This is a genomic window from Vibrio sp. DW001 (genome assembly GCF_029016285.1).
GTDB lineage: Bacteria > Pseudomonadota > Gammaproteobacteria > Enterobacterales > Vibrionaceae > Vibrio.
On sequence record NZ_CP091976.1, the window covers coordinates 1,286,150 to 1,309,584 of the forward strand.

The 23,435-nt window shown below is 42.0% G+C and carries 21 protein-coding genes; 15 read left to right on the plus strand and 6 right to left on the minus strand.

Annotation, left to right across the window (positions count from 1 at the left end; translation table 11 throughout):
- Position 1 precedes the first annotated feature (1 nt).
- Both L3V77_RS23190 and L3V77_RS23195 read left to right on the plus strand, forming a co-directional pair.
- On the plus strand, positions 2-862 hold the full coding sequence (locus L3V77_RS23190) for an ABC transporter permease (protein ID WP_275137177.1): 861 nt from the start codon (positions 2-4) through the stop codon (positions 860-862).
- A 9-nt stretch (positions 863-871) separates the two neighbouring features.
- A complete protein-coding gene (locus L3V77_RS23195; RefSeq protein WP_275137178.1) occupies positions 872-2,530 on the plus strand; it encodes an ABC transporter ATP-binding protein in 1,659 nt (552 codons plus the stop codon).
- A 226-nt stretch (positions 2,531-2,756) separates the two neighbouring features.
- Here L3V77_RS23195 and L3V77_RS23200 read toward each other — a convergent pair whose 3' ends face one another.
- Positions 2,757-3,749: a sugar-binding transcriptional regulator gene (locus L3V77_RS23200; RefSeq protein WP_275137179.1), complete on the minus strand. Its 993-nt coding sequence runs from the start codon at positions 3,747-3,749 to the stop codon at positions 2,757-2,759.
- Between the two features lie 147 nt (positions 3,750-3,896).
- Between L3V77_RS23200 and L3V77_RS23205 the strand changes: the two genes are divergently transcribed.
- The 7 genes from L3V77_RS23205 (at position 3,897) to L3V77_RS23235 (ending at position 11,188) form a co-directional block, all read left to right on the plus strand.
- Positions 3,897-4,328: an RbsD/FucU domain-containing protein gene (locus tag L3V77_RS23205; protein WP_275137180.1), complete on the plus strand. Its 432-nt coding sequence runs from the start codon at positions 3,897-3,899 to the stop codon at positions 4,326-4,328.
- 134 nt (positions 4,329-4,462) lie between these two features.
- Complete coding sequence (locus tag L3V77_RS23210; RefSeq protein WP_275137181.1) at positions 4,463-6,016, plus strand: sugar ABC transporter ATP-binding protein; 1,554 nt, start codon at positions 4,463-4,465, stop codon at positions 6,014-6,016.
- The gene (locus L3V77_RS23215; protein ID WP_275137182.1) at positions 6,000-6,983 is read left to right on the plus strand and encodes an ABC transporter permease; all 984 of its coding nucleotides are present in this window, start codon (positions 6,000-6,002) and stop codon (positions 6,981-6,983) included. The genes L3V77_RS23210 and L3V77_RS23215 overlap by 17 nt, the downstream gene beginning before the upstream one ends.
- Before the next feature lie 16 nt (positions 6,984-6,999).
- Positions 7,000-8,031, plus strand: coding sequence for a substrate-binding domain-containing protein (locus tag L3V77_RS23220; RefSeq protein WP_275137183.1), 1,032 nt, complete (start codon positions 7,000-7,002; stop codon positions 8,029-8,031).
- Positions 8,032-8,122: 91 nt separating this feature from the next.
- The gene (gene mtnK, locus L3V77_RS23225; protein WP_275137184.1) at positions 8,123-9,388 is read left to right on the plus strand and encodes an S-methyl-5-thioribose kinase; all 1,266 of its coding nucleotides are present in this window, start codon (positions 8,123-8,125) and stop codon (positions 9,386-9,388) included.
- A 9-nt stretch (positions 9,389-9,397) separates the two neighbouring features.
- A complete protein-coding gene (mtnA, locus tag L3V77_RS23230) occupies positions 9,398-10,504 on the plus strand; it encodes an S-methyl-5-thioribose-1-phosphate isomerase (protein WP_275137185.1) in 1,107 nt (368 codons plus the stop codon).
- 39 nt (positions 10,505-10,543) lie between these two features.
- A complete protein-coding gene (locus tag L3V77_RS23235) occupies positions 10,544-11,188 on the plus strand; it encodes an L-fuculose-phosphate aldolase (RefSeq protein WP_275137186.1) in 645 nt (214 codons plus the stop codon).
- A 235-nt stretch (positions 11,189-11,423) separates the two neighbouring features.
- Here L3V77_RS23235 and L3V77_RS23240 read toward each other — a convergent pair whose 3' ends face one another.
- Positions 11,424-12,962, minus strand: coding sequence for a methyl-accepting chemotaxis protein (locus L3V77_RS23240; protein WP_275137187.1), 1,539 nt, complete (start codon positions 12,960-12,962; stop codon positions 11,424-11,426).
- 182 nt (positions 12,963-13,144) lie between these two features.
- On the opposite strand from L3V77_RS23240, the gene L3V77_RS23245 reads away from it, so the two are divergent.
- The 4 genes from L3V77_RS23245 (at position 13,145) to melR (ending at position 17,866) form a co-directional block, all read left to right on the plus strand.
- Entirely contained in the window at positions 13,145-13,345 is a 201-nt protein-coding gene (locus L3V77_RS23245) for a hypothetical protein (protein WP_275137188.1), read from the plus strand.
- A 47-nt stretch (positions 13,346-13,392) separates the two neighbouring features.
- Positions 13,393-14,562: an alpha/beta fold hydrolase gene (locus L3V77_RS23250; RefSeq protein WP_275137189.1), complete on the plus strand. Its 1,170-nt coding sequence runs from the start codon at positions 13,393-13,395 to the stop codon at positions 14,560-14,562.
- A gap of 127 nt (positions 14,563-14,689) precedes the next feature.
- Entirely contained in the window at positions 14,690-16,888 is a 2,199-nt protein-coding gene (locus L3V77_RS23255) for an alpha-galactosidase (protein ID WP_275137190.1), read from the plus strand.
- Between the two features lie 6 nt (positions 16,889-16,894).
- Positions 16,895-17,866, plus strand: coding sequence for a transcriptional regulator MelR (gene melR, locus L3V77_RS23260; RefSeq protein ID WP_275137191.1), 972 nt, complete (start codon positions 16,895-16,897; stop codon positions 17,864-17,866).
- A 166-nt stretch (positions 17,867-18,032) separates the two neighbouring features.
- Here the strand turns inward: melR and L3V77_RS23265 are convergent, their stop codons facing one another.
- Complete coding sequence (locus L3V77_RS23265; protein ID WP_275137192.1) at positions 18,033-19,262, minus strand: extracellular solute-binding protein; 1,230 nt, start codon at positions 19,260-19,262, stop codon at positions 18,033-18,035.
- A gap of 320 nt (positions 19,263-19,582) precedes the next feature.
- Here L3V77_RS23265 and L3V77_RS23270 point away from each other — a divergent pair, with 320 nt between their 5' ends.
- Positions 19,583-20,347: a phytanoyl-CoA dioxygenase family protein gene (locus tag L3V77_RS23270; protein ID WP_275137193.1), complete on the plus strand. Its 765-nt coding sequence runs from the start codon at positions 19,583-19,585 to the stop codon at positions 20,345-20,347.
- Between the two features lie 185 nt (positions 20,348-20,532).
- Positions 20,533-21,402: an AraC family transcriptional regulator gene (locus L3V77_RS23275; protein ID WP_275137194.1), complete on the plus strand. Its 870-nt coding sequence runs from the start codon at positions 20,533-20,535 to the stop codon at positions 21,400-21,402.
- Positions 21,403-21,434: 32 nt separating this feature from the next.
- Here the strand turns inward: L3V77_RS23275 and L3V77_RS23280 are convergent, their stop codons facing one another.
- The 3 genes from L3V77_RS23280 to L3V77_RS23290 all read right to left on the minus strand — a co-directional run bounded on the left by L3V77_RS23280 (position 21,435) and on the right by L3V77_RS23290 (position 23,434).
- Positions 21,435-21,770 (minus strand): fructose PTS transporter subunit IIB, encoded by a 336-nt coding sequence (locus tag L3V77_RS23280; RefSeq protein ID WP_275137195.1) that lies wholly within the window; start codon positions 21,768-21,770, stop codon positions 21,435-21,437.
- 95 nt (positions 21,771-21,865) lie between these two features.
- The gene (locus tag L3V77_RS23285) at positions 21,866-22,543 is read right to left on the minus strand and encodes a fructose-6-phosphate aldolase (RefSeq protein WP_275137196.1); all 678 of its coding nucleotides are present in this window, start codon (positions 22,541-22,543) and stop codon (positions 21,866-21,868) included.
- A gap of 30 nt (positions 22,544-22,573) precedes the next feature.
- A complete protein-coding gene (locus L3V77_RS23290; protein WP_275137197.1) occupies positions 22,574-23,434 on the minus strand; it encodes an NAD(P)-dependent oxidoreductase in 861 nt (286 codons plus the stop codon).
- Position 23,435: the final 1 nt, after the last annotated feature.

Sequence of the window (23,435 nt, forward strand, 5' to 3'; positions counted from 1 at the left end):
AATGAGTAAGATTAATTTGCTAACGGAGTATCTTAGGCAACTTGGCTCGACCCTCTCAGCGAAAATTGGTTTGATATTATTTATTGCCCATATTCTACTTGCCTGTTTTGCTACCTATATCATTCCTTATGACTTTGGCCAAACTGACAGCTTTAACATACTTAAAGGCCCAAGTATGGAGCACTGGTTAGGAACTGACCAACTAGGAAGAGATACTTTAAGTCGTACCATTATGGGCGGAAGAGCCGCTCTGTTCATCACATTTGCAGGTAGTTTTATCGCTATTGCGTGGGGGAGTTGTCTAGGGATATTTACCGGATTCATCGGCGGGCGTTTTGACGAATTAATGATGCGTTTTATTGATGCTTTATTATCAATCCCTTGGATCCTATTTCTTCTTCTGATCATCAGTGTTCTGGGACAAAGTGACACGACATTAATTCTGACGTTAGGTTTTTTCTATGGCATTGCAGTCATCAGAGTCGTCAGAGGTGCCACACTTGACGTTATTACCCATGACTATATTTTAGCTGCACGACTGCGTGGTGAGAAAACAAGCAGTATCGTAAGGTATGAAATATTACCCAATATCATGAATGTAATATTGGTTGATGGTGCCATGCGCTGGTCTTGGATGTTACTTATTTTTAGTTCGTTATCGTTCTTAGGTTTTGGCGTTAATCCTCCAACACCTGATTGGGGTTTGATGATAGCGGATACTCGAGGGTTCATGTCTGTCGCGCCTTGGGCAACGATTGCGCCGTTAATCGCGTTAAGCTCACTTATTTTTTCCATCAATATTACTTCAGACGCCTTATCAAAAGTGGCTGGTTTAAATCGTGATAACAACTCGCCAGTATAAGGACAAAAGATGAATCGAATAATTGAAGTTTCAAATTTAAATTTGGGATACGAAACTAAAGCGGGCGATTTCTGTCACATTCTAAATAATGTCAATCTCCAAGTTAACCCAAAAGATATCATCGGGCTTGTGGGAGAATCTGGTTCAGGAAAAAGTACGTTGGCCCTGTCTCTAATGGGGTACATAAACGACGACTGTATGGTCAAATCTGGACATATCCATTTTAATGAAAAAGATATCCTGCAACTATCAACAATAGAATTGGCGGAAATTCGGGGTAGCCAAATAGCACTCATTCCTCAAAATGCGGGTCAGGCATTAACTCCCACAATGAAAGTTGGCCGCCAGATACAAGAAGTTCTGCAGTTTCACAGTGATATCGAGAGCGAACACTACAAATCTAGAGTCATTGAGTTATTAAATGATGTAAAATTACCGAATCCAGAAGATATTTTTTATCGCTATCCACATCAACTTTCTGGAGGCCAGCAACAAAGAGTCGCTATAGCGATGGCTCTAGCGGTTAAACCAAAACTCCTTGTTCTCGATGAACCGACTACTGGCCTTGATGCCACAACGCAAGTACATATTCTTGATCTACTAAAGGCATTAATAAACAAGCATAAAGTGTCTATGGTTCTTGTTAGTCATGACTTTGGTGCGGTTTCTCGACTTTGCAATAAAGTATGTGTTATGTATCAGGGCGAAATAGTCGAGCAAGGTGATATTAGGAAAGTATTGCTGAACCCTCAGCATATATACACTCAAACGTTGCTAAAAGCGGTGCCTTCTATTAGCAATACACAAGATACAAGCGAGCCAATCATAGCTGAAAATGAGCCGGTAAAAGAAACCAGTATTGATTTGAAGCAGCTAAAAATATCCTATCATCGTAAAACGATGTGGGAGTCAATAATGAGAAAGCCAGAGCCTGAAGCGACGGTAGAAGACATTACTTTAACGTTGAATAAAGGGGAAACGCTAGCCTTAATTGGTGAGTCTGGCAGTGGAAAATCAACCATTCTCAAAACCATCGCAGGACTAAATCAAGCCAATGCTGGGGAAATAGTGTTCCATGGAAAACCATTGAATGTTTTAGAAAAACGGACCAAAGAACAAAAAAAACAGATCCAGATGATATTTCAGAATCCGGATGCTTCATTAAACCCGAAGCAAACCGTCCTGCAGATTTTATCTAAACCACTGCAACTCTATTTTGGTATGAATAGCCTCCAATGTCATGAGAGAGCAAAAGAGTTGTTAGAACAAGTACACCTTAACCCAGACTATCTGTATAGAAACTCGACGAAACTTTCTGGTGGTGAGAAACAACGGGTAGCAATAGCTCGAGCGTTTGCATCGGAGCCGGAGTTGTTGCTTTGTGATGAGATAACCTCAGCCCTAGATGTCACGGTTCAAGACACAGTACTAAAGCTACTAAAAGAGCTTCAACTGAAGTTTAATACGAGTTACATCTTTATCACTCATGACTTGGCTATTGTAGAATCTATTGCCGATCAAATTGCCATACTGAATAAAGGTCGAATTTGTGAAGTGGGTTCAACAAGATCTGTATTTGCAGCTCCTAATCATCCATACACCAAAACCTTATTAAATTCAGTTCTAAAACCGGAACCAGAACCAGAATTGTCTTCAGAACCGGCTTAGTTAAGGTTTACCTTACTCGCCGCTAATTAATTGAGGTCTAATTAAAACCGATCCCATTAATTAACGGCTCAGACGAAGTCTGTTCGATGGCACTTGAAAATAGGCAGGGATCTTTGTTTCAACGAACGTAATTTCTATGTGTACACGGATGTCTGAAAGGTGTGTCGAGCGGAACAAAGGTTTATCGTTATCTATCAAACGATTCAAAATGGGTGCCCTAAATGATCTATTCCATTGAAGCATCGCAGGCTAATAAGTACTCTGCTGTCCCTTCGTCAATCATCAAGTCGGACACGTAACCGCCTAAAATAGCGCCTAGCGTTGCCGCATAATTACGTTGACCACCTGCAACAAAAATTCGGCTACGAATTTGTCGCAATTGCGCGAGATTTATACCTAAAACTCTTAGGTCAACCTCGGCAACAACAGGTTGTCCGTATCTATCATAAAAACGACCACAGATAACACCGACTGCGCCCATTTCACGGTATGTTTGCATTTCTTTTTTAGAGATAACACCCACTCGAATTAACGGATTTTCTTCCGAAACGTTACCGACAACAAATAGTGCTTTATTGCATTTCGTCAAGGCTTCAAAGTTGGAGCGAATAATTGGTTCGGCTTGCAGTTCTACGGCCAAACGGGAACTGGATACAACCGCGGGAACGTGCAAACTGATGACTTTTCCTGAAAGTTTGTTGGCAATCTGAGAAGACGATTCAATCGTAGTAAAATCGGGTTGAGAGGGCATAGAGCCTAACATTTGCAACACCGTGACATTCTTACATTGCCTAGGTGTCATCACATTTCCCATTTGATGTATTGTTCTTCCCCATGCTATTCCGAGAATGTCGTTATCTTCAATAGTCTGGTTTAGGTACATACCGCCTGCTTTAGCCAGCCGTTCACGCATCAATTTGGAGTCTTCACGTTGTGTCGCCTGTTCACCATCTGGCACGATAACTACGCTATCTAATTGGAATTTTTCTTTGATTTTCAAGGCGTGCTCTATGGAAGAAAATGCCTTTAAGTCGAGATCAAACTGCACCAACCCTTTTTCACGCGCTGTCTGTAAGTATTTGACAACCGTGACACGCGAAACACCCATCAACTTGGCAACGTCGGTTTGACTTAGTCCTTCTTGATAATAAAGCCACGTCGCATGGAGAACGGGATCACTATTAAATGCGCTGATATTGTTTAATTCTGAACTTGTCATCAGCTATACCTCTTCTCATTTTAGACATCGACACGCGACCGGACTTTTATCAGTGAGTAATTTATCATTTTAGAAACAAGTTAACCACTTGATGTAATAACGACTCTAATATACATTTGAATTACTGTAAATACAAAGGTAAAGAAAATGCTTAAACATATTCATCCACTTTTTAGTGCAGATCTACTCTATAGCTTACAATCGATGGGACACGGAGATACGTTGGCGATTGTTGATGCCAATTTCCCCGCGACATCGAATAGTCAGTTTAAACACATTTCAATGTTAGGGATCGATTGTTCACAGATGTTAGAAGCCATCTTGAAACATGTTCCACTCGATGCTTTTATTCCCGCACCTGTCCGTATTATGGCGCAAGATAATAGTGAACAACTTACTGATGCAGCTCAAGATTTTATAAAAACAGTCGAACGGTCTGAAGAATCAGAACATAATCATCTTTTTCTTGAACGAAACGAATTTTATAAAAAAAGCAAGGAATGCCAGTTGATTATATCCACCAATGATCTACGACCTTATGCCTGTGTCATTTTACAAAAAGGCGCAATATTTGACTAGGTTCAAAAAAATGACCAATTAACGCTCTATTTATTGGTCATTTTTTAAACTGCTAGTCTTGTCACAGTTTACTTTACAATTGATGCGTTAGGATTACTTTTGTTAAATCCATTCACGGATAAATGGAGTGCTCCATGTCAAATGTAGTCAATGCAATTGAAATTAGAGCGATTAAAAAGAAGTTTGGTAGTAATACCGTCTTACATGATGTGAGCTTTAATATAGACGGAGGAAAAATACTGGCGTTGTTGGGCGCGAACGGCGCCGGAAAGTCTACGTTGGTTAAGATCTTAAGTGGCGTTTATCACGCGGACGAAGGGACGGTAATCATTAATGGTGAAACCGTTGATATCAGTAATCCTCAAAGTGCGAGAGATGCTGGCATTATTACGGTACATCAAATTATCAATGACGGTGTTGTTCAAGATCTTTCTATAGCGGAAAACTTACTTTTAGACAAACTTTGCGACGGACGATTTTCAACATTCATCTCTAAGAAAGAGCTTCATAAACAGGCCAAACCATTAGCAGAGAAGATCGGGTTAGATGTCGCTCTCGATACGCAGGTTTCAGAGTTATCTCAGGCAGACCGGCAGCTTGTTGCAATTGCGCGGGCTATTTCCGATAAACCCAAATTACTGATCTTGGATGAGCCGACATCGAGTTTGTCAGAAACTGAGGCCGTCAAACTATTTGAAGCGGTCAAAACAATGCGAGAGCAAGGCGTCGCGATTGTGTATATCTCGCATAGAATGTCTGATATCCGTTTGCTTGCCGACCAAATCGCCGCGTTGCGGGAAGGGAAAATTGTTGGTTGGTTTGAACCACCACTTGATTATGACGGCGCTGTGGATTCTATGCTTGGTCATGCCGTTGGAGAGGTTCGCCATTCCTACGTGGCAGGTGACAAAGCGATGCTCGATCTCGAGGGGGTACAACTCGACGCAAAATCGCTTCCTTTTAACCTGCATTTTAAAACAGGTGAAATTGTCGTACTGACAGGGTTGCTTTCTTCTGGCTGTGCATCCGTCGTTGAAGGTGTTTTCGGAATGAATTCGTTTGTCAGCGGCCAACTGAAGTTAGAAAAGAAACCATGGTTACCTATCGGTCCTCATCATGCAATTGATAGCGGTGTTTACATGGTGCAAGAAGATAGGGGGAACAACGCGCTCGTTCCTGATTTTTCTATCGAACAGAATGTGAGTTTGCCATTTCTAAAATCGTTCTCCAGATTCGGGTTTATAAGCCGAAAAGCTGAAAAGCAACAAGTGAGTAAAGCGATTGAAACGACCAAAGTAAAATACACAGATCAAGAAGAGCTGATATTGACGCTGTCAGGCGGAAACCAACAGAAGGCGATGGTCGCTCGATGGATGTTGAATGACTGCAAAGTACTTTTATTAAATGAACCGTTTCAAGGTGTCGACATCTCTTCTCGACGCCAAATTGGTCAGCTCTTGCGTTCTACTGCGAAAGACCGAACCACTATTGCTGTATGTACCGATGTTGAAGAAGCACTAGAAATTGCGGACCGAATCATCGTGTTTAATCACAACAATATGGTTGGTGAACATCTTATTCATGAGATCCACATGCCAAGCCTCATCAACCAGATCGCCGCTGCGCCTGAACCGTATGATGAATCCCCACACTCAACAGAGGACATTACCAATGAAAGATATGCGTGAATTCGCGATTAAATATGGTCTTTTGATTTTGCTTGCTCTAATGCTCGTTATTTTCACACTGGCAGAACCTGCATTTCTCAGCACCATCAATATGATGATCATCCTGCAATCGGTATCGATCGTAGCGATTCTTGCGTTGGGTGTTACCGCAACGTTGGCTGTTGATGGTTTTGACCTTTCTATTGGTTCAACGGCGGCCTTCTCTATGATGACCGCGAGCTATGTCATGGTGGTATTTGATGGTGGAACCACAATGGCGATACTTGCGGCCATTGGCGTGGGTGTCGTGGTTGGTTTAATTAATGGCTTTATGACGGTACAGATGAAGGTTCCGGACCTACTCACAACGTTAGGTATGATGTTTTTGTTACTTGGGTTGCAACTTATTCCTACTCAAGGACGCTCTATTTCTGCGGGCATGAGTCTGGGCGATGGCGAAACGGCGACAGGCTCTTTTTCTGAAAGTTTCTTGTTTCTAGGTCGAGCGAGAATTTTCGATATTATTCCTGTTCCTGTCATCATTATGTTGATACTTGCCGTCATCACTTATCTCTTTTTAGAAAGAACGCGCCATGGCCGTGTGATGTATGCCATTGGCTCTAATGAACAAGCAGCAAAACTTGCTGGAGCACGAGTAAAACTCTATCGCTATGTTGCTTACGTTATATCCGGTGTTTTCGCTTCCATCGGTGGCATTTTATTGGCTGCTCGTATCGGACGTGGTGATGTCAGTTCCGGAAATTCGCTGTTAATGGATGGCGTTGCTGGTGCGCTTATCGGCTTTGCAGTGTTAGGAGCTGCAAGACCTAATGCGCAGGGTTCAGCTATTGGTGCGCTTTTCGTTGGTGTACTGCTTAATGGCTTAACCATGATGAATACTCCCTATTACACACAAGACTTTATAAAAGGCTTAGTTTTGGTAGCAGCATTAATGTTTACCTTTGGCCTATCCAACAAACGTGCATAAAAATAAGGAAATTATAATGAAAACCCTACAAAAAATTGCTTTGGCTGCCTCTATTATGGGGGCATTGGGTACCACGGCTGTTAATGCAGAACCGACATCTCCTTTTGAAGGAAAAGAGATGAAGATTGCTCATGTTCGTTATCTATCTCAGGGTGATTTTCCAGAACTTTATCTAAAAGGCGTAAAACGTCAAGCGCAAGCATTAGGTCTTAAGGTTGATGTTTATGATGCAAGACAAGATGCGGCTTTACAACGTAACCAATTAGAACAGGCCATCATGAAGGGTTACGACGGTATTGTGTTACAACATGGTTTTACTGATTCAATAAAAGATCTTGCCGATTTGGCCGTACAAAATGGCATTAAAGTTGTGGCATTTGATGTCAATGTAAACAACCCAGAGATTCCTCAAATTAATCAGGATGACCATCTAATTGCTCGTCTTTCATTAGAGCAAGCAGTGCAAGACAACGGACAAGATTGGAAAGCCGCGTACGTTTATGTTCCTGGTATACCACCACTTGACCGCAGAGATGAGGTATTTACAGAGTTTAAAGAAAAATATCCAAACATCGTTGAAGTTGCTCGTTTTGGTACGATGAACAACCCTATCCCTAACCAAGTTGCTGACCAAGCAGCGGCGGTATTTAGAGCCAATCCAGATATCACGGTTGCTTTCTCACCTTATGATGAATTTGCAAAAGGGATAAAAATAGCGGTTGATGAAGGCGGTCTGTCAGACAAGATAAAAATCTACAGTGCTGATATTTCTAACTCAGATATTCAAGCGATGAGAGAAAAAGACAGCGCATGGGTAGCCACTGTTGCGACGAATCCATCGATAATGGGTGAAGTAAGCGTACGTGCCTTAGCCATGTTAATGAAGGGCGAATCGGTAGAAAAACAGGTTACTGTACCGCCAGTATTAATCACTCAAAAGATGTTGAACGAACAAAATATCAAAAATATGGATGACCTAGTTAGCAAGATCCCATCATTCTCGAAGTCTACTGTACTGGTTCCAGATTGGATGCCAATGCCAAACTAATCAATGCAACAAGCTAACGCGTTATAAAAACGGTTGATAAGTGGTGAGACATTCACCGCTTTGAAACCAACAATTTTAAAGGATGGTCGCTATGTCGAATATCGTACCAGAAGGGTATGTACCGCAAAACTGTGAGTCATTACCGTTCTATTTAGAAAAAAAACTACCTGAAACTATTCAGTTAGGTGGGCTACCAAACGAATGGACAGTTAAAGAAGTGGGTGACGGTAATCTTAATCTCGTCTTTATTGTTGAAGGGTTAGAGCAATCAATTATTGTAAAACAAGCATTGCCATACGTACGCGCGGCGGGAGAAAGTTGGCAGCTATCTTTAACTCGAGCATTCTTTGAATATAACGTGCTCGAAATTGAAGCTCGCTTCGCGAGCCATGATCTTGTCCCCGAAGTGTATTTTTATGACCCTAATATGGCCGTGTTCGCGATGGAATATCTTACACCGCACGTCATATTACGAAAGGAACTCATCGCTGGAAAACGATTCCCAAGTCTCGCTGAAAACGTAGGTTTATTTTTGGCCAAAACACTGTTTTACACTTCTGACTTAGGGATGAATGCGAAGAACAAAAAAGAATTAGTGTCTCAGTTTTCGCTCAACCATGAGCTATGTAAAATCACGGAAGATCTGATCTTCACCGAACCTTATTATGACGCAGAACGCAATAACTGGACCTCACCACAACTCGATGAAGATGTTAAGCGAGTTTGGAAGGATCAAGAGATGATCCAGGTTGCAATGCGTTATAAATATAAATTCATGACTGAATCTCAAGCCTTGTTACACGGTGATCTTCATTCTGGTTCAATTATGGTCACAGATACAGACGTGAAAGTGATTGACCCTGAGTTTGGCTTTATGGGGCCGATGGCCTTTGATATTGGTAACTATATGGGCAACCTATTCATGGCATATTTTGCTAGGCCTGCTTGGGAATCCAATCCAGTAAAATGTGAAGAATATCAGCAGTGGTTAATTCAACAAATGGATATTACGTGGGACGTCTTTGTTGCTCACTTTAAACAACTGTGGAATAACCAAATAGAGGGTGAAGCTTACCCCGTAGCGCTATATCAAAGTGGTTTAGGGCAACAGGCTTTAGATACAGTTCAAAACGAATTTTTGGCTACTTTGTTGGAAGACACATTCGTGAACGCAGGTATGGAAATAAACCGCCGTATCATCGGTTTTGCTGGTGTAGCGGACTTTAAGGAGTTGCCTGATCCAGAGCAACGAGCTTGCTGTGAACGTCAGGCGTTGAAGCTCGCGAGAGAACTCATGTTAAATGCGAAAAATTATCAAAATTTTGCATCTATTAAATCCTACGCAGAACAGTGTTAAGAGGTCACTATGAAGATTAATGGTCAACATTATCGAACTGTCTGGATGGCAGAAGATGGTCGAACAGTTGAAATACTCGATCAAACTAAACTTCCATTTGAATTAGAAACCATTCAATTGACGTCGATGAAGCTTGCTGCCACGGCAATTAGAGAAATGTGGGTTCGTGGTGCGCCTCTGATTGGTGCTGTAGCCGCTTACGGTATGGCTCTGGGTATGAAGGAAGACCCAAGTGATGAAAATTTAACGGCCTGTTATGATGTGCTCATTGACACTCGACCCACGGCGATCAACTTAAAATGGGCGCTGGACAGGGTTAACAGACATCTTTCCAAAATTGCGTCGACCGAGCGTGAGCAGGCTGCCTATAAACTCGCGGCAGAAATTGCAGATGAAGATGTTCAATTGTGTGAGCAAATTGGCGAGCACGGTTTGGCGATCATTAAAAAAATTGCCGCGAATAAACCCGCTGGATCGGTCGTTAATGTCTTGACGCATTGTAATGCAGGATGGTTAGCGACTGTTGACTGGGGAACGGCCATTTCACCCATCTATAAAGCACATGAAGCGGGTATCAACATTCATGTATGGGTCGACGAAACACGCCCTCGAAATCAAGGGTTACTCACGGCTTTTGAATTAGGTTCTCATGGTGTGCCACATACGTTGATTGCCGATAATGCTGGTGGTCATTTGATGCAGCATGGAGAAGTCGATTTGTGCATTGTCGGTACGGATCGTACGACAGCAAATGGTGATGTGTGTAATAAAATTGGTACCTATTTAAAAGCGCTTGCTGCGTTTGATAATGATGTGCCTTTTTATGTCGCTTTACCTTCACCAACGATCGATTTTACCGTGTTTGATGGCGTTAATGAAATTCCGATTGAACAGCGCTCAGGAGAAGAACAATCTCATGTGTACGGCGTCGATTCAGACGGTCAGTGTCGCTGGGTTAATACAGCGCCTAAGGGAACGCAATGTGGGAATTATGCGTTTGATGTGACACCAGCACGTTACGTAACGGGTTTAATTACCGAGCGTGGTGTTTGTGAAGCAAGCGAGGAGGCACTCTCAGAACTATTTGCTGACCTTAAACAACCTACTTATGTCTAGTTTTTCTTGGGGCATTCTTGCCCCTTTTAAGGAAATGTTATGAACCGTGAAACGCTATCGCAGCAAATTATAGATACGTGTTTAGAAATGACGGCACTGGGATTGAACCAGGGTACATCAGGGAATGTCAGTGCCCGTTATAAAAAAGGCATGTTAATTACACCAAGTGGTATCCCATATAACAAGCTAACGCCTAGCATGATTGTGTATGTTGATAATGAAGGTAAAGCGGAAGCGGATAAGGTACCGTCGAGTGAATGGCATTTTCATCTTTCTTGTTTTAAAGCCAAACCCGAGCTGAATGCCGTGGTGCATAATCACGCGGTCAATGCAACGGCGGTTTCGATATTAAACCGTGCCATACCAGCAATACATTACATGGTGGCTGTGACAGGGACAGATCATGTTCCGTGCATACCGTATTCAACCTTCGGTACTCAAGAGTTAGCCGATAATGTGGCCTTAGGAATCCAAGAGAGCAAAGCGTTTTTGATGCAGCATCACGGCATGTTAGCCATGGAAGTTAATTTAGAAAAAGCGTTGTGGTTGGCAAATGAAGTCGAGGTGTTAGCGAAGCTGTATCTGCACATTCTTTCTATTCAGCCGGATGTCCCCGAATTATCGACTGAAGAAATGAAAATAGTGTTAGATAAATTTAAAACGTATGGTTTGAAGAGCGAGTAAAATAAATAGTAGCGATAGCTCCTCTACAAATTTTATTCTCTTATTGACACGTTACATCAACGATAAAAGGGTTTTTAGGGAATAATAAATTTCATTTAGGGTACTGACAACTAAACAACAATCACATAAGTTGACAGTACCCTCACTAAGAACAAATCGTTCTTGAGTCCTATTTCTAGAACAACCTTATTGGTCGCCACTCAGATCTGACTTGTAAACCGATTACATTGATAGGCTACTTTTGAAAAGATAACCCTAACGATGCAAGCTGTTGTGCTTTACCTTTAATATTACGAGTAAGCCCAGCCACTTCGTTCACCTCTTTTAAGTTGCACTGCGAAGAGTCTCGGATCGCCGCGACGTTTTGGCTTATATCATTTGCGACGACAGATTGCTGTTCGGTGGCCGTGGATATTTGGGTTGCCGCATCTTCTATATGCTGCATTACACTCGATAGTACGCCAATTTTGCTTTGTGTATTGGACGTGTATTCGATGCAAACTTGAGCAGCACTTTGACCTTGTTTCATGGTTTCAGAAAGTTCGGCAACAGAACTCATCACGCTCCCCATTGAATCCTGAATATTTTCAGTTGCTTTTTGAGTGCGTTGGCTTAGTGTTCTTACTTCGTCGGCCACGACAGCAAATCCCCGTCCATATTGTCCGGCACGAGCAGATTCTATTGCAGCATTCAGCGCAAGCAGATTCGTTTGCTCAGCGATGCTCTGAATTTCTGACATGATGGCGGCAATACTGGTTAGTTTCTTGGACAAATTTTCAGCAGACTCGAATGACGTTTCTACCTCGTCGACAAGCGCAGATACCTGATTTTGAGTTTTTTTGCTCCAAGTGTCCGCCTCTTGGCAGGTGTTGTTTGCTGAAAGGACTTGATCCAGCGTGGTGGCACTATTGCGAGCAACTTCTTCTATTGTCGCGACCATCTGTTCAACAGCGGACGCAACATTCTCTATTTCGAGTGTTTCTTTTTCGATATTGATATGCGTACTTTCAGAGGCGTTCTCCAAGGAATGTACCTGTTTTAGTAAACTGCTGCTGCTATCCTGCGTTCGACCTATGATCGTTTGAACTCGACCTTGCTGCATTTTGAGATGGTACTCTGCGTAGTTGGTTTGGTCATCACAGAAGACGAGACGAGAGATACTGTCATAATCGCGTTTTAGCTCATCGTAGAACTTCTGACGAACAAATAACTCATGGTAAAGAACCGTTATGGTCGCAAACGGTATGATTAGCGTAGCCAGAGGGCTGACATAAAATCCGGCAATTACGGCCCCCAATGTGACAAAAAATAACGAGATTATCCTTTGTCTGGTGGTAAGACGAATATTGGATGTAAGGTGCTTACCCTTGTCAGCCACGGTATATAGCTTTATGGCGCGACGCTTTACTTCAGGTGAAAGCTTTCGACGAACCGACTGATACCCAATGAGTTTATTCTCTTCAAAAATAGGCGTGACAAAAGCATCAACCCAGTAATATCGTCCATCTTTACAGATGTTTTTTACGGCCCCTCTCCAAGCTTGACCATTCTTTAGATGGCCCCATAGATCCTTAAACGCAGCCTTGGGCATGTCAGGGTGACGTATCATATTGTGATTTTTATTGAGAAGCTCACTTATGTCATATCCGGATACTCTACAAAAATCATTATTTGCATATGTAATGACGCCTTCTTTATCAGTGGTTGAGACGAGTTCTTCGTTTTCGGAGATTTCTATTTCTTCTTCTATTCTATTTTTTTCTGTTTTATTCATGATGTTTAAGCCTGACGTTATATTTATAATTTTAGTTTTAATGCAACTGAAGTTACATCTACAGTAAACATAGACAACATTACGCATATTTGCTAAATGCGAAGACAGAAAGGTGAACACTTCATTCATGTTGCATTCATCTTTTATGAGCTATATTGACAAACAGGATAGGAGAGGTAAATATGAAAAAAGTATTCGTAACAGCGTTAGTATTAATGGCTGGCTTTATTGCTCTACTCAGTAGCTTAATCCTTGTTGTCCCGTTAACCGTGGCCGCGTTAATTGCAGGTAAGCAGATCGAAAAGAAATTGAAAAACCAAGGTTTCAATCCGACGTCAGAAAGGATTATAGAAGGCGAATATGAAGAGAAACTGTCCAAATAAACAACCATCTAAGACATTCGCGAAACAATGTGTGGAAAAGACAATAAATGCCTAAAATAACTCACTTCTCTTTCTTTCTGTGTGCGGTAATGTCAGTCATTATATTGGGGTGTATGAACCCGCCCATTGACCCAAGTTATAGTACCTCTGAGTCATTGCCTAGCTATTCTCAATCGAGCTTTGAACAGTATATTGAAGAGACGCAGTCATGGCTTAAAGACAACCGAGTGTTCGTCACCGATGATAAAGACAAAGAAGTTGCGGCCAATGCACCCTATGAAATCAGACCAGAAACCCCAAATGGTCAGGCGGTTTTATTAGTTCATGGCCTTGGTGATTCACCCTATTCATTTATCGATGTAGCGAAACATCTTGCAGAGCGCGGCTACGTAGTGCGAACCGTGTTATTACCCGGGCATGGAAGTAAAGTGGGTGACCTGATTCTGCCTACCTTGTCCGATTGGCAGGGCGTGGTCGATCATCATATAGGCCTACTTAAACAAGAGTACGATTCAGTTTGGCTTGGTGGGTATTCCACTGGCGCGAATTTAGTTACGTCAGAAGCGATGAGTGATCCGTCGATAAAAGGGTTACTGCTTTTTTCTCCAGCGTTTCAACCTAAGTCCTCCGTCGTTAAATATGCAGAGTTTGCGAGTCATTTCATCACCTGGGCTGATCAAGATCCTGAGGATAATTACCTGCGATATAACTCTGTACCGATGAATGGCGCAGCGGTGTATTATCAGACGTCAACAGCAGTTCGACATGACTTAGAAGACGCGGCTTATACCAAACCCGTATTTGTCATTATGAGTGAAGGCGACAGCGTCATCGATACTCAATATGTACAAGCAACCTTTGCCAATAAAATGGTCAACCCGAATAATCGATTAATTTGGCAAGGAGAAACACCTTTAAAAGACAGCCGTGCAATCCAACTGACGATGAAATTGGATACCGCTCAGATCTCAAATGGTTCGCATATGGGGCTGCTTTTCTCCCCCGAGAATCCTGACTATGGAATCTTGGGAGACAAGCGTATTTGCAGTAATGGTCAAACGGAAGAAGGAGAAGCATCCTGCTTAAATGGGGGGAACGTTTGGTTTTCTGCATGGGGCTATCGCCAGGAAGGTAAGGTATACGCAAGGCTGACATACAATCCCTATTTTAATCAAACCATGCAAATCATCGATCAAGTAATGTCTGAAAGCTTGTAGTTTGATAACTCGATATCGTGAAATAATCAAAGGAAATGGGATAAAATGTAAAGGTTTCATGATGTAAATGCATGCGCTGTATTACACCCTATACGTATCAGGTTACTAAGCAACGTTGGGAGTGGTGGTGGGAATTGAATATAACAAAGCACATAAGGTTTTTCATCTAAAAGGAAAACAGACGAGCTATATTTTTGGAGTTAATGTTCACGGCTATTTACAGCATATATATTGGGGAGGTGAACTTTCTCTCGCCAAACAGAATGATGACTGCATGATCGCGGGCAGAATGTTTTCTGATACAGAATGTAAACCGGATAATATCGTTTCGATTTTTGAGTGCGTCCAGAACGAATTTCCTTTTTTTGGGACGGGAGATTATAAGTCTCCCGCGTTCTCAATTGTTGACCATAATGGACATTCAACCAGTGAACTTAAGTATCTTTCTCATCGAATTAATAGAGGAAAGCCTGATATCGAAGGGCTTCCGTCTACCTATATGGAAACAAAGGATGAAGGCGAAACCCTGCATGTTGTCCTTGAGGACAAATACAACAACTTCATCGTCGAATTGAGCTATACACTATTTGAAGAACTGGATGTCGTCACTCGTTCAGCACGGTTTATCAACCTCGGTATTCACCCTTTAGAGCTAACACGTGCGTTAAGCGTCTCTATTGATATGCCAGACCATGACTTCGATTGCCTTCAACTTTGGGGAGCATGGGGAAACGAGAGAAACATCGATCGCACAACCTTATCTCATGGAAAACAGGTAATAGAGAGTAAGAGAGGTTCTAGTTCGCATCAGAAAAATCCGTTTGTTGCCTTACTTAGAAAGGAAACCACAGAAGACACCGGCGACATCTACGGGTTCAGCCTTGTTTATAGTGGCAGCTTTATTGCAGAAGTAGACGTTGAACAGTATGAATTTAGCCGTGTGAATATGGGAATTAACCCGTACAATTTCAAATGGAAATTGAAACAAGGCGAATCATTTCAAACCCCTGAAGTGGTGTTAGTTTACTCATCTGAAGGGCTTGGGGGAATGTCCAGAAAGTTTCACAAACTCTACCGAACACGCTTATGTCGTGGGAAATATAGAGATAAAGCGAGACCGGTTTTAATTAATAATTGGGAAGCAACGTACTTTGATTTCGATGAAAAGAAGTTGATGGATATTGCAGGTGCAGCAAAAAAAGTCGGTATAGAACTTTTTGTTTTGGACGACGGTTGGTTTGGGAATCGAAATAGCGACAACTCATCATTGGGAGACTGGGTTGAGAATCGTGACAAGATACCAAGTGGTCTTAATAAATTTGCGAATTTATTAAACAAACAAGACATGAAATTTGGTCTGTGGTTTGAACCTGAAATGATCTCGCCAGATTCGGAACTCTATAGATCGCACCCAGACTGGTGTCTTCATGTCGCTGGCCGACCGAGAACCGAAGTGCGTAACCAACTTGTTCTGGACCTTTCTCGTGTTGATGTTCAAGACTATATTATTGATACGCTAAACCGCGTTTTGTCTTCCTGTAATATCGAATATGTTAAGTGGGACTTCAATCGTGAGTTAATGGAAATCGGGAACGTTACTCACCCTGTGGATCAGCAACAAGAACTCGGTCATCGGTACATATTGGGTTTGTATCGTGTTATGGGTCACCTTACACAGTCTTTTCCCCATATTCTCTTTGAAGGATGTGCCTCTGGTGGCGGTCGATATGACCCCGGTATGCTTTATTATATGCCCCAGATCTGGGCGAGTGATAACACCGATTCTATTTCTCGATTGTCAATTCAATATGGCACGAGCCTAGTTTACCCTGCTTGCACAATGGGGGCTCATGTTTCTGATAGTCCAAATCACCAAACAGGAAGACGTACCTTGTTGCAGACAAGAGGGCAGGTTGCCATGGCGGGTTGCTTTGGATATGAATTAGATTTATCGATGCTTTCTACAGAAGCGCTTCATGAAATCAGCACCCAAGTTCAAGAGTACAAATCCATTCGTAACTGGATTATCCATTCTGACTTATATCGACTTCATTCACCTATTTCTCGTCAAAAATGCGCTTGGATGTATGTATCTGAAGATAAAAGCCGTGCGATTGTGCAATATGTAAAAATACTCACTTTACCGGTTCGAATTAACATTGAAAGGATAAAGCTCAAAGGGTTATCTTCAACCAAGCTTTATCACGTTGTTGGAGATAAGCAAGTCTACACTGGCTCTGAACTGATGAAACTGGGTTTAGATTGTTCTCAATTAACGGAAGATTTTTGTAGTCAAAGTTGGATAATCAATGAGTATCAGGAATAGCATTCTATGAAACGAAGTCACAAATCAATGATAGTGGAAGCCGAGGGCTACAATGTCAGTCCGCTCTCTCTGATACAAGACGACGAGCAAATTGATGTTCAATTAAGAGCACCAATTCCGATGTCTGATTATCACTGGCATAACCATCTGGAAGTCAACATTCCTCTTGAGGATGAAATAGAGTTGTTGATTAATGGCATAAAATGCGTCGTTTCCCAAGGTCAGATGGCCGTTTTCTGGGCGCTAACTCCTCATCAATTATTGTCGTCAAATCGATGCAGTAAGATGGCGATTATCTCAATACCATTACACCTGTTACTTACCTGGACTACGAATGAGCAGTTCTTCAGCGAAATTATTAACGGTGAGGTGTTGGTGTGTAATCAAAGAGATTTGGTCGAGGAATCAAGGGTATCGTGCTGGCAACAAGAACTTGAAATGAAAAACCATGCTTTGTATGCGCTCAATGTGGCTGAAATACGGTTGCTATTAAACCGATTTTATTTATATGGCTGGCACAGTATTACGTCTACGGTTCATCATCCGATTCAACAACAGTCGAGCGACAAATCCGTATATTATCTCTGGAATACATTAAAATACATTTCTGAGAATTATGACTCTTCCATCACGATAAAAGACATTGCTGATACCGTTGGTATAAATGAACATTATTTGATGACGATGTTTAAGAAAAAAATGCATATATCCATCAAACAATACATTTTAAAAATGCGCTTGGAACATGCGAAGGCTATGTTGACGAGAACAAATTATAACATCACCGATATTGCGATGGTGTCAGGTTTTGGATCGGTTAGTCGATTTTTCGATTGTTTTTCTAAACATGTTGATGTTACACCCGGTGAATATCGTAAAAGATATCAAGGTTCTTCGGTTGAAGGGCGAAATGAACTGACCAATGAGATGGACGACACTTATATTGGCGGTCGAAGAAAGCTCGCCAAATATGAATAATCGGTCCATAAGTGCGAACGACCAGCGAATAAAGTGGGGGTGAGTTCTCAAGGACGTTTCTGTGAATGTCAATGTAGCTTCGTTGTAGTTAATCAACATCAACCCCGTCGATAAACGACGGGTTTTTAATAAATGAGTACTCGAAAAAAACTCAAGCGCTGACCAATTAAGGTTTGAAAATTCGTTGGCGTGTTTTCTCTAAGTGACTTAGAATTTTGTCTAAACGCTCTGGGTAAACCATAAATTCTTGAAAGCCTTTCATTCCTTCTTTTGCCATCGCAGGGTCAGTATCTCTGTCGTAGAACTGAGCCGTACCTGATGCTTCATTCAATACCTTGATACCTTCGTTTAAGAACGGGTCGTCCTTTGCAATGGCTTTATTGTTGGTGGGGATTTGACTCAGGTAACCATTGATAAATGTTTGTGTATCTGCTCGTGCTACAAACTTGAGAAACTGTTTAGCATCTTGTTTGTTTTTGGCTTTTGACGGTATGTGAAGAGTGTTCATCGGCGCATCTTCAGCCATTGGTATCGATGACTTAATGTTAGGGAATTGGAAGAAATCCATTTTCTTCGCTATGTCATCGGTGAAATTAGCAGCAAAGAAATTGCCGATCAAATACATAGCCGCATCACCATTATAAATAAAAGCTTGTGCTTCCTGCCAACTATACGTTGCGTGGTTGTTTACAAAGTAACCTTTGTCGATCAACGTCTTCCAATACTGAAATGTCTCTCGAACGCCATTGTCTGTGTATGGGATCTTGCCATCCATAAGGTCGATATGGTACTGGAGCCCATTGACACGTAAATTCAGGTAATCAAACCAACCCGCTGCGGTCCACAAGTATTTTGTGCCTATCGTGAACGGGGTGACACCATTAGATTTTAACGTGTCGGCGACCTTAATAAACTCTTCCCAATTCGTTGGTTCGCTTAAGTTATATTGGTCAAATATGTCTCTTCGATAGTAGATTCCCCACTGGTAATAGGTATAAGGAACGCCATATATTTTGCCATTTACCGACATGGCTGCTTGTGTACTTGCGAAGTCTGGCACTAGGTTTTCTTGTTGCCAAAGGTCAGTAACATCTTCAAACAAACCTCTATCAACAAAGGTTTTCATTCGGTTTCCTGCGAACCAAAACACAACATCTGGTGGTGAGGTTACCAACCAGTTTCTGATTGCGGTTTTATAAGACTCATGATCATAAAGGTTGTACTTAACGGTGATGTCTGGATTCTCAATTTCAAATTTTTTGATGACTTCTTCCCACGCTTTCTTGGGCATAGGGTCAGACTCGCCAGAGTTAATGATTAAGGTCCCAGCATAAGCAGAATTCATTATCGCGAGTGAGGCACATACAGATACGATGGTGTTCTTAAATCTATCCATGATTTTCTCCTGTAACAGTGTTTAAGATAGCGTTTTTTGTACTTGCTATCGATGACTGCGTTTTATCATGCTCTGAACCGCGAACGGTGACATCCCGATATATTGTGAATTACTCCCGAAAACTGAACGGACTTCAGAAGTGTGAACTGTTACTTGTTACTTCACATTTTTTTTACAACTCAACAAATCTCCAGTAAATCGAACAATATGCCTGCTTCTTTATCGTTGCCGTTTGAGTACTTTATTATTACGCGATAGCTTTTCGTCTTGTCGCGAGTTCAGTCTTATAAATCAATGATAAAAAACTCAACAGGTACATTATGAATAATACGGCAGAATCTTATCTCGATGAACTTGGTGCCAGTATGGTATTGACCTCCAAGATGATTGACGAACTTGATCTATATGGGTTTACGGTTATCCATAATGTTATCGATGTAATCTGGTTAGATGAGATGCGTAGAACCTTTGACGCTTTGGTCGAGAGAGAAGGTGACCAACTCGCCATCGAGCATCATCAAGAAGAAACGGTCACCCGAATTGCCAATCTTATTAACAAAGGAACGGTTTGGGATAAGGTCTGGACTCATCCTCTTGTGTTGGCGGCGTGCAAACATATATTTTCGGGTGCGTTCAAAATATCGAGTTTGAACGCGCGTGAAGCTCATGCAGACGGCGGTCATCAACCTCTCCACGCTGATTGGAAAAAGCCAAGGCCAGACTTTCCCAATGTGCATCTTGTTAACTCAATCTGGGCGCTCGATGACTTGAGTAAAGAAAATGGTGCACCTCGCATCATTCCTGGCACGCACCTGCGACCCGATCTTCCGGATGAGGTGCTTGAAGATGTGAATGGTGCACATCCTGACGAAGTGATTCTTGAATGCCCTGCGGGAAGTGTAATGATATTTAATGCACACACATGGCATGGCGGAACGACGAACGTGCTAGGGACTCGTAGGAGGGTATTGCATGGACTTTATATTGATAGAAAAGATGTCGCACAACAGGACCAAAAGAAATGGTTAACGCCCGTGACATCAAATCGCTTAACGACGGCCCAAAAGTGGCTACTAGAAGTATAGCGGTGTCTTAGTATGTCCATCGATACAGGCCATAGATGCAAGAGTGCTTACTCTCTGTGCATCTTTTGTCGGTTTTCATATCGGCATAAACTTTGTTGTTTTTTATGTTCCCAGACGCAGTGAAATCTATACAATTCCTGTAAACTAAAATCCGTCCTTTTGAGTGGTTTATCCATAAGTTTAAAATGAATTCAGACCTTATACTTCCAACACAGTTTCTAGACAAGTTACTGTCAAATTATTCAAATTCACCTACGGAGATTGGCAAAGTGTTTTTTGCCAGTAACCTGCCCGAACCACCAGAATTGGCCTATCAGGTACATTTTCAGCGCTTGGAAATGGTGATTAAAGGCTCGATTGTAATGGGAATGGGGAATGACACTGGCTTAGAAACGAAACATACATTGGTGGGTGGGGATGTTTTGTATATTCCTTGCGATTGTTGGAATAAACCTCATTGGCTTGAACCCGTGACGATGTTGAATGTGTTGGTAGGTAAGCAAAACTTTGGAATAAGTGTGTTGCGGTGGGATGGTGAAAGTTTTCATACCGTGTTTAAGGACAACGTTCAGCGACGAGGACCAAGGACCGGTACTTTTATATTGCAGTCACTGGAAGAGTTGCGTCGACACAAGGAAGATAAGCATACGACAAAATTATTGGTTGCGTCATTACTTAGCCATATCAACGATCTTAAGGTTAATCCTCCTGAAACCCTCTCACGAAGTAAGGCACTATTTGAGGCGGTACGAGATTATGTTGAACAGAAATACCAAGAACCGCTCACTCGTGATTCTGTAGCGGAACAGTTCTATATTTCCCCTAATTACCTTTCTCAGCTTTTTCAAAAAGAAGGGAAAATCAAGTTCAATGAACATCTCAACTATATTCGTTTGGAAAGGGCAAAGTTTCTTCTGAAAGAGTACGATATGAAAGTAAAAGAGGTGGCACATCGTTGTGGGTTTACGGACAGCAATTATTTCTGTCGAGTATTTCGAAATCAAACGGCTCGCTCACCGTCTGATTATAGGACTCAATATCGTAGCCACAGCTAACGCTCTATTTACAGTTGAAACGCTGTTCACTACTAAAGTGTAATAACGGTATCTGGTGGTGAGTTATACGCCTTATTTAACAGGCTAAAAACGCGATCTGGGCTACGTAGAAACGTTGATATATTGCTACGGATCTGGCGAGTATGCTTGAAGCGGTCGTCCCCCTCTATATTAATATCTGCAATAATCAATGCAACGTCTGCTTCATGAATAGCGTTTACAGAAAGAAGGTTCTCTGTACCCAATGCCCCTTGTGTTTCTACCACTATTTTGATGCCGTTTTTCTGGCAGTATTTTTCTATTAACTCTGCCGCCATGTAGGTGTGGGCGACACCACTGATGCAAGCTGTAACCGCAACTATATTCATTTTCATCCGTAAAAAAATAGAGATATACCTCCCAGTATACCTCTATTCTTAATGTTCTGATTTATTTAGTAAGATTTTGTCTGTGCTATTGTGGATTAAAGCACATCCAGTACTGTCTGGCCTTCACCGTATACTGACTCCCAGTCTGCAGTGAACCCGGCAACGCCAGAATCTGTCAATGGATGATTGAGAAGCAGGTCAAATACATCCGGTGCGATGGTTGCTGATTGCCCGCCAACTTTCGCGACACCATGTACCTGTTGAACGTTTTTAAATGAAGCCGCCAATACTTTCGCGCTTAAATTATGGGTTTTAAGCAGCTGCGCTATTTCCGCCACTACTTGAATACCGTCCGTGCAAATGTTGTCTAATCGGTTGACGTAAGGGGCTAAAAACTCTGCCCCTGCAACGGCGGCCATCAACGCTTGTTGAGGCGTTAAAATAGCGGTGGCGGTAACCGGAATCGCTTTTTCTGCCATCAGTTTTATTGCTTTGATACCCTGAGGTGTCACGGGAACCTTGATATACAAATCTGAATCAAATGCTCGTAGTGCTTCGGCTTCTTGTAACATTACTTCTGCCGTTTTTCCCATTACCTGCACGTGCAGTAATCGATCTGAACCTATTATTTCTCGGATGTTAAGGATAATCTCTTTCAACGGCTTATTTTCTTTGGAAATAATCGTTGGGTTTGTTGTTACTCCCGCAAGAGGGTAGAGATCAACCGCGCGTTTGATGTCATCAAGGTTGGCTGTATCTAAAAAGTAAATCATGTTGATATCTCCATTTGAATTGTATAGATCTTATTTTTTGAAACCGAATTCTTTTAAGCATTGAGTAATCGCGGCTTTACTCTCGGTGAAGACGATGCCTTGGGCTGCCAATTTGGATGTATCTAAACGCACATCGCGTGTTTTTGGTGCATCTGCGGCTTCCAATAACTCATTGAGTCGAGGCGATTGTCCCATATCCGTTAGTATGTGTTTGGCAATGTCATAACGACTGTTTGGGTTGTGCGCACCGGTATGATAAGTGCCATATGGAATGTCAAATATCATCTCAAACTGTTCGATTAGCTCGTGGATATAGGTAAGCCCGCGGAACTCATTGCGACGTTCAGCCATTTTTTCCCCATTGATTAGGGCTTGAAGCGTGTTCCATAATACATTCGGGTTGATGGTAGTGTTTCGTTCCGGTAATCCAAACATCCACGTGAAGCGAAGAATCCACATCGTATCTAAGATTTTTTTGAGTTCCGCTTCCGCTTCAAGTTTGTTCTGACCGTAAACTGTGTCTGGATTTGGTGTGTCGGTTTCGCTGTACGGTCCAGATTCTTGGTTGCCATTAAATACCTGCTCAGTACTTATAAACACCAGTTTGGCACCCGTTTCTTTACAGGCTTTTGCGACATTAATTGCACCTTGAACATTTACTTGATACGCCACATCTGGGTGTTTGTTACAGAAATCTGTTACAGCAATGGCGGCCGCATGGATAACATAATCCGGCTTTTCATCTGCAAAAATCTTGTTCACCTGTGTCGCGTTGGTAATATCAAGTCGCTCAACATCTGTCGCGATAATACTGAACTTATGCTGATATTTATTTATGAACCGGGTGCCAAAGAAGCCGTTTGCACCTGTGATAAGAATTCTTTTTTTCATT

What these genes read in the sequence shown, in the direction of transcription:
- L3V77_RS23275 (WP_275137194.1), top strand. Translation starts at nt 20,533, where the DNA reads ATGAATTCAGACCTTATACTTCCAACACAGTTTCTAGACAAGTTACTG.
- L3V77_RS23215 (WP_275137182.1), top strand. Translation starts at nt 6,000, where the DNA reads ATGAAAGATATGCGTGAATTCGCGATTAAATATGGTCTTTTGATTTTG.
- L3V77_RS23190 (WP_275137177.1), top strand. Translation starts at nt 2, where the DNA reads ATGAGTAAGATTAATTTGCTAACGGAGTATCTTAGGCAACTTGGCTCG.
- L3V77_RS23195 (WP_275137178.1), top strand. Translation starts at nt 872, where the DNA reads ATGAATCGAATAATTGAAGTTTCAAATTTAAATTTGGGATACGAAACT.
- L3V77_RS23270 (WP_275137193.1), top strand. Translation starts at nt 19,583, where the DNA reads ATGAATAATACGGCAGAATCTTATCTCGATGAACTTGGTGCCAGTATG.
- L3V77_RS23200 (WP_275137179.1), bottom strand. Translation starts at nt 3,749, where the DNA reads ATGACAAGTTCAGAATTAAACAATATCAGCGCATTTAATAGTGATCCC.
- L3V77_RS23240 (WP_275137187.1), bottom strand. Translation starts at nt 12,962, where the DNA reads ATGAATAAAACAGAAAAAAATAGAATAGAAGAAGAAATAGAAATCTCC.
- mtnA (WP_275137185.1), top strand. Translation starts at nt 9,398, where the DNA reads ATGAAGATTAATGGTCAACATTATCGAACTGTCTGGATGGCAGAAGAT.
- L3V77_RS23290 (WP_275137197.1), bottom strand. Translation starts at nt 23,434, where the DNA reads ATGAAAAAAAGAATTCTTATCACAGGTGCAAACGGCTTCTTTGGCACC.
- melR (WP_275137191.1), top strand. Translation starts at nt 16,895, where the DNA reads ATGAAACGAAGTCACAAATCAATGATAGTGGAAGCCGAGGGCTACAAT.
- L3V77_RS23205 (WP_275137180.1), top strand. Translation starts at nt 3,897, where the DNA reads ATGCTTAAACATATTCATCCACTTTTTAGTGCAGATCTACTCTATAGC.
- L3V77_RS23285 (WP_275137196.1), bottom strand. Translation starts at nt 22,543, where the DNA reads ATGATTTACTTTTTAGATACAGCCAACCTTGATGACATCAAACGCGCG.
- L3V77_RS23265 (WP_275137192.1), bottom strand. Translation starts at nt 19,262, where the DNA reads ATGGATAGATTTAAGAACACCATCGTATCTGTATGTGCCTCACTCGCG.
- L3V77_RS23210 (WP_275137181.1), top strand. Translation starts at nt 4,463, where the DNA reads ATGTCAAATGTAGTCAATGCAATTGAAATTAGAGCGATTAAAAAGAAG.
- L3V77_RS23235 (WP_275137186.1), top strand. Translation starts at nt 10,544, where the DNA reads ATGAACCGTGAAACGCTATCGCAGCAAATTATAGATACGTGTTTAGAA.
- mtnK (WP_275137184.1), top strand. Translation starts at nt 8,123, where the DNA reads ATGTCGAATATCGTACCAGAAGGGTATGTACCGCAAAACTGTGAGTCA.
- L3V77_RS23220 (WP_275137183.1), top strand. Translation starts at nt 7,000, where the DNA reads ATGAAAACCCTACAAAAAATTGCTTTGGCTGCCTCTATTATGGGGGCA.
- L3V77_RS23245 (WP_275137188.1), top strand. Translation starts at nt 13,145, where the DNA reads ATGAAAAAAGTATTCGTAACAGCGTTAGTATTAATGGCTGGCTTTATT.
- L3V77_RS23250 (WP_275137189.1), top strand. Translation starts at nt 13,393, where the DNA reads ATGCCTAAAATAACTCACTTCTCTTTCTTTCTGTGTGCGGTAATGTCA.
- L3V77_RS23280 (WP_275137195.1), bottom strand. Translation starts at nt 21,770, where the DNA reads ATGAATATAGTTGCGGTTACAGCTTGCATCAGTGGTGTCGCCCACACC.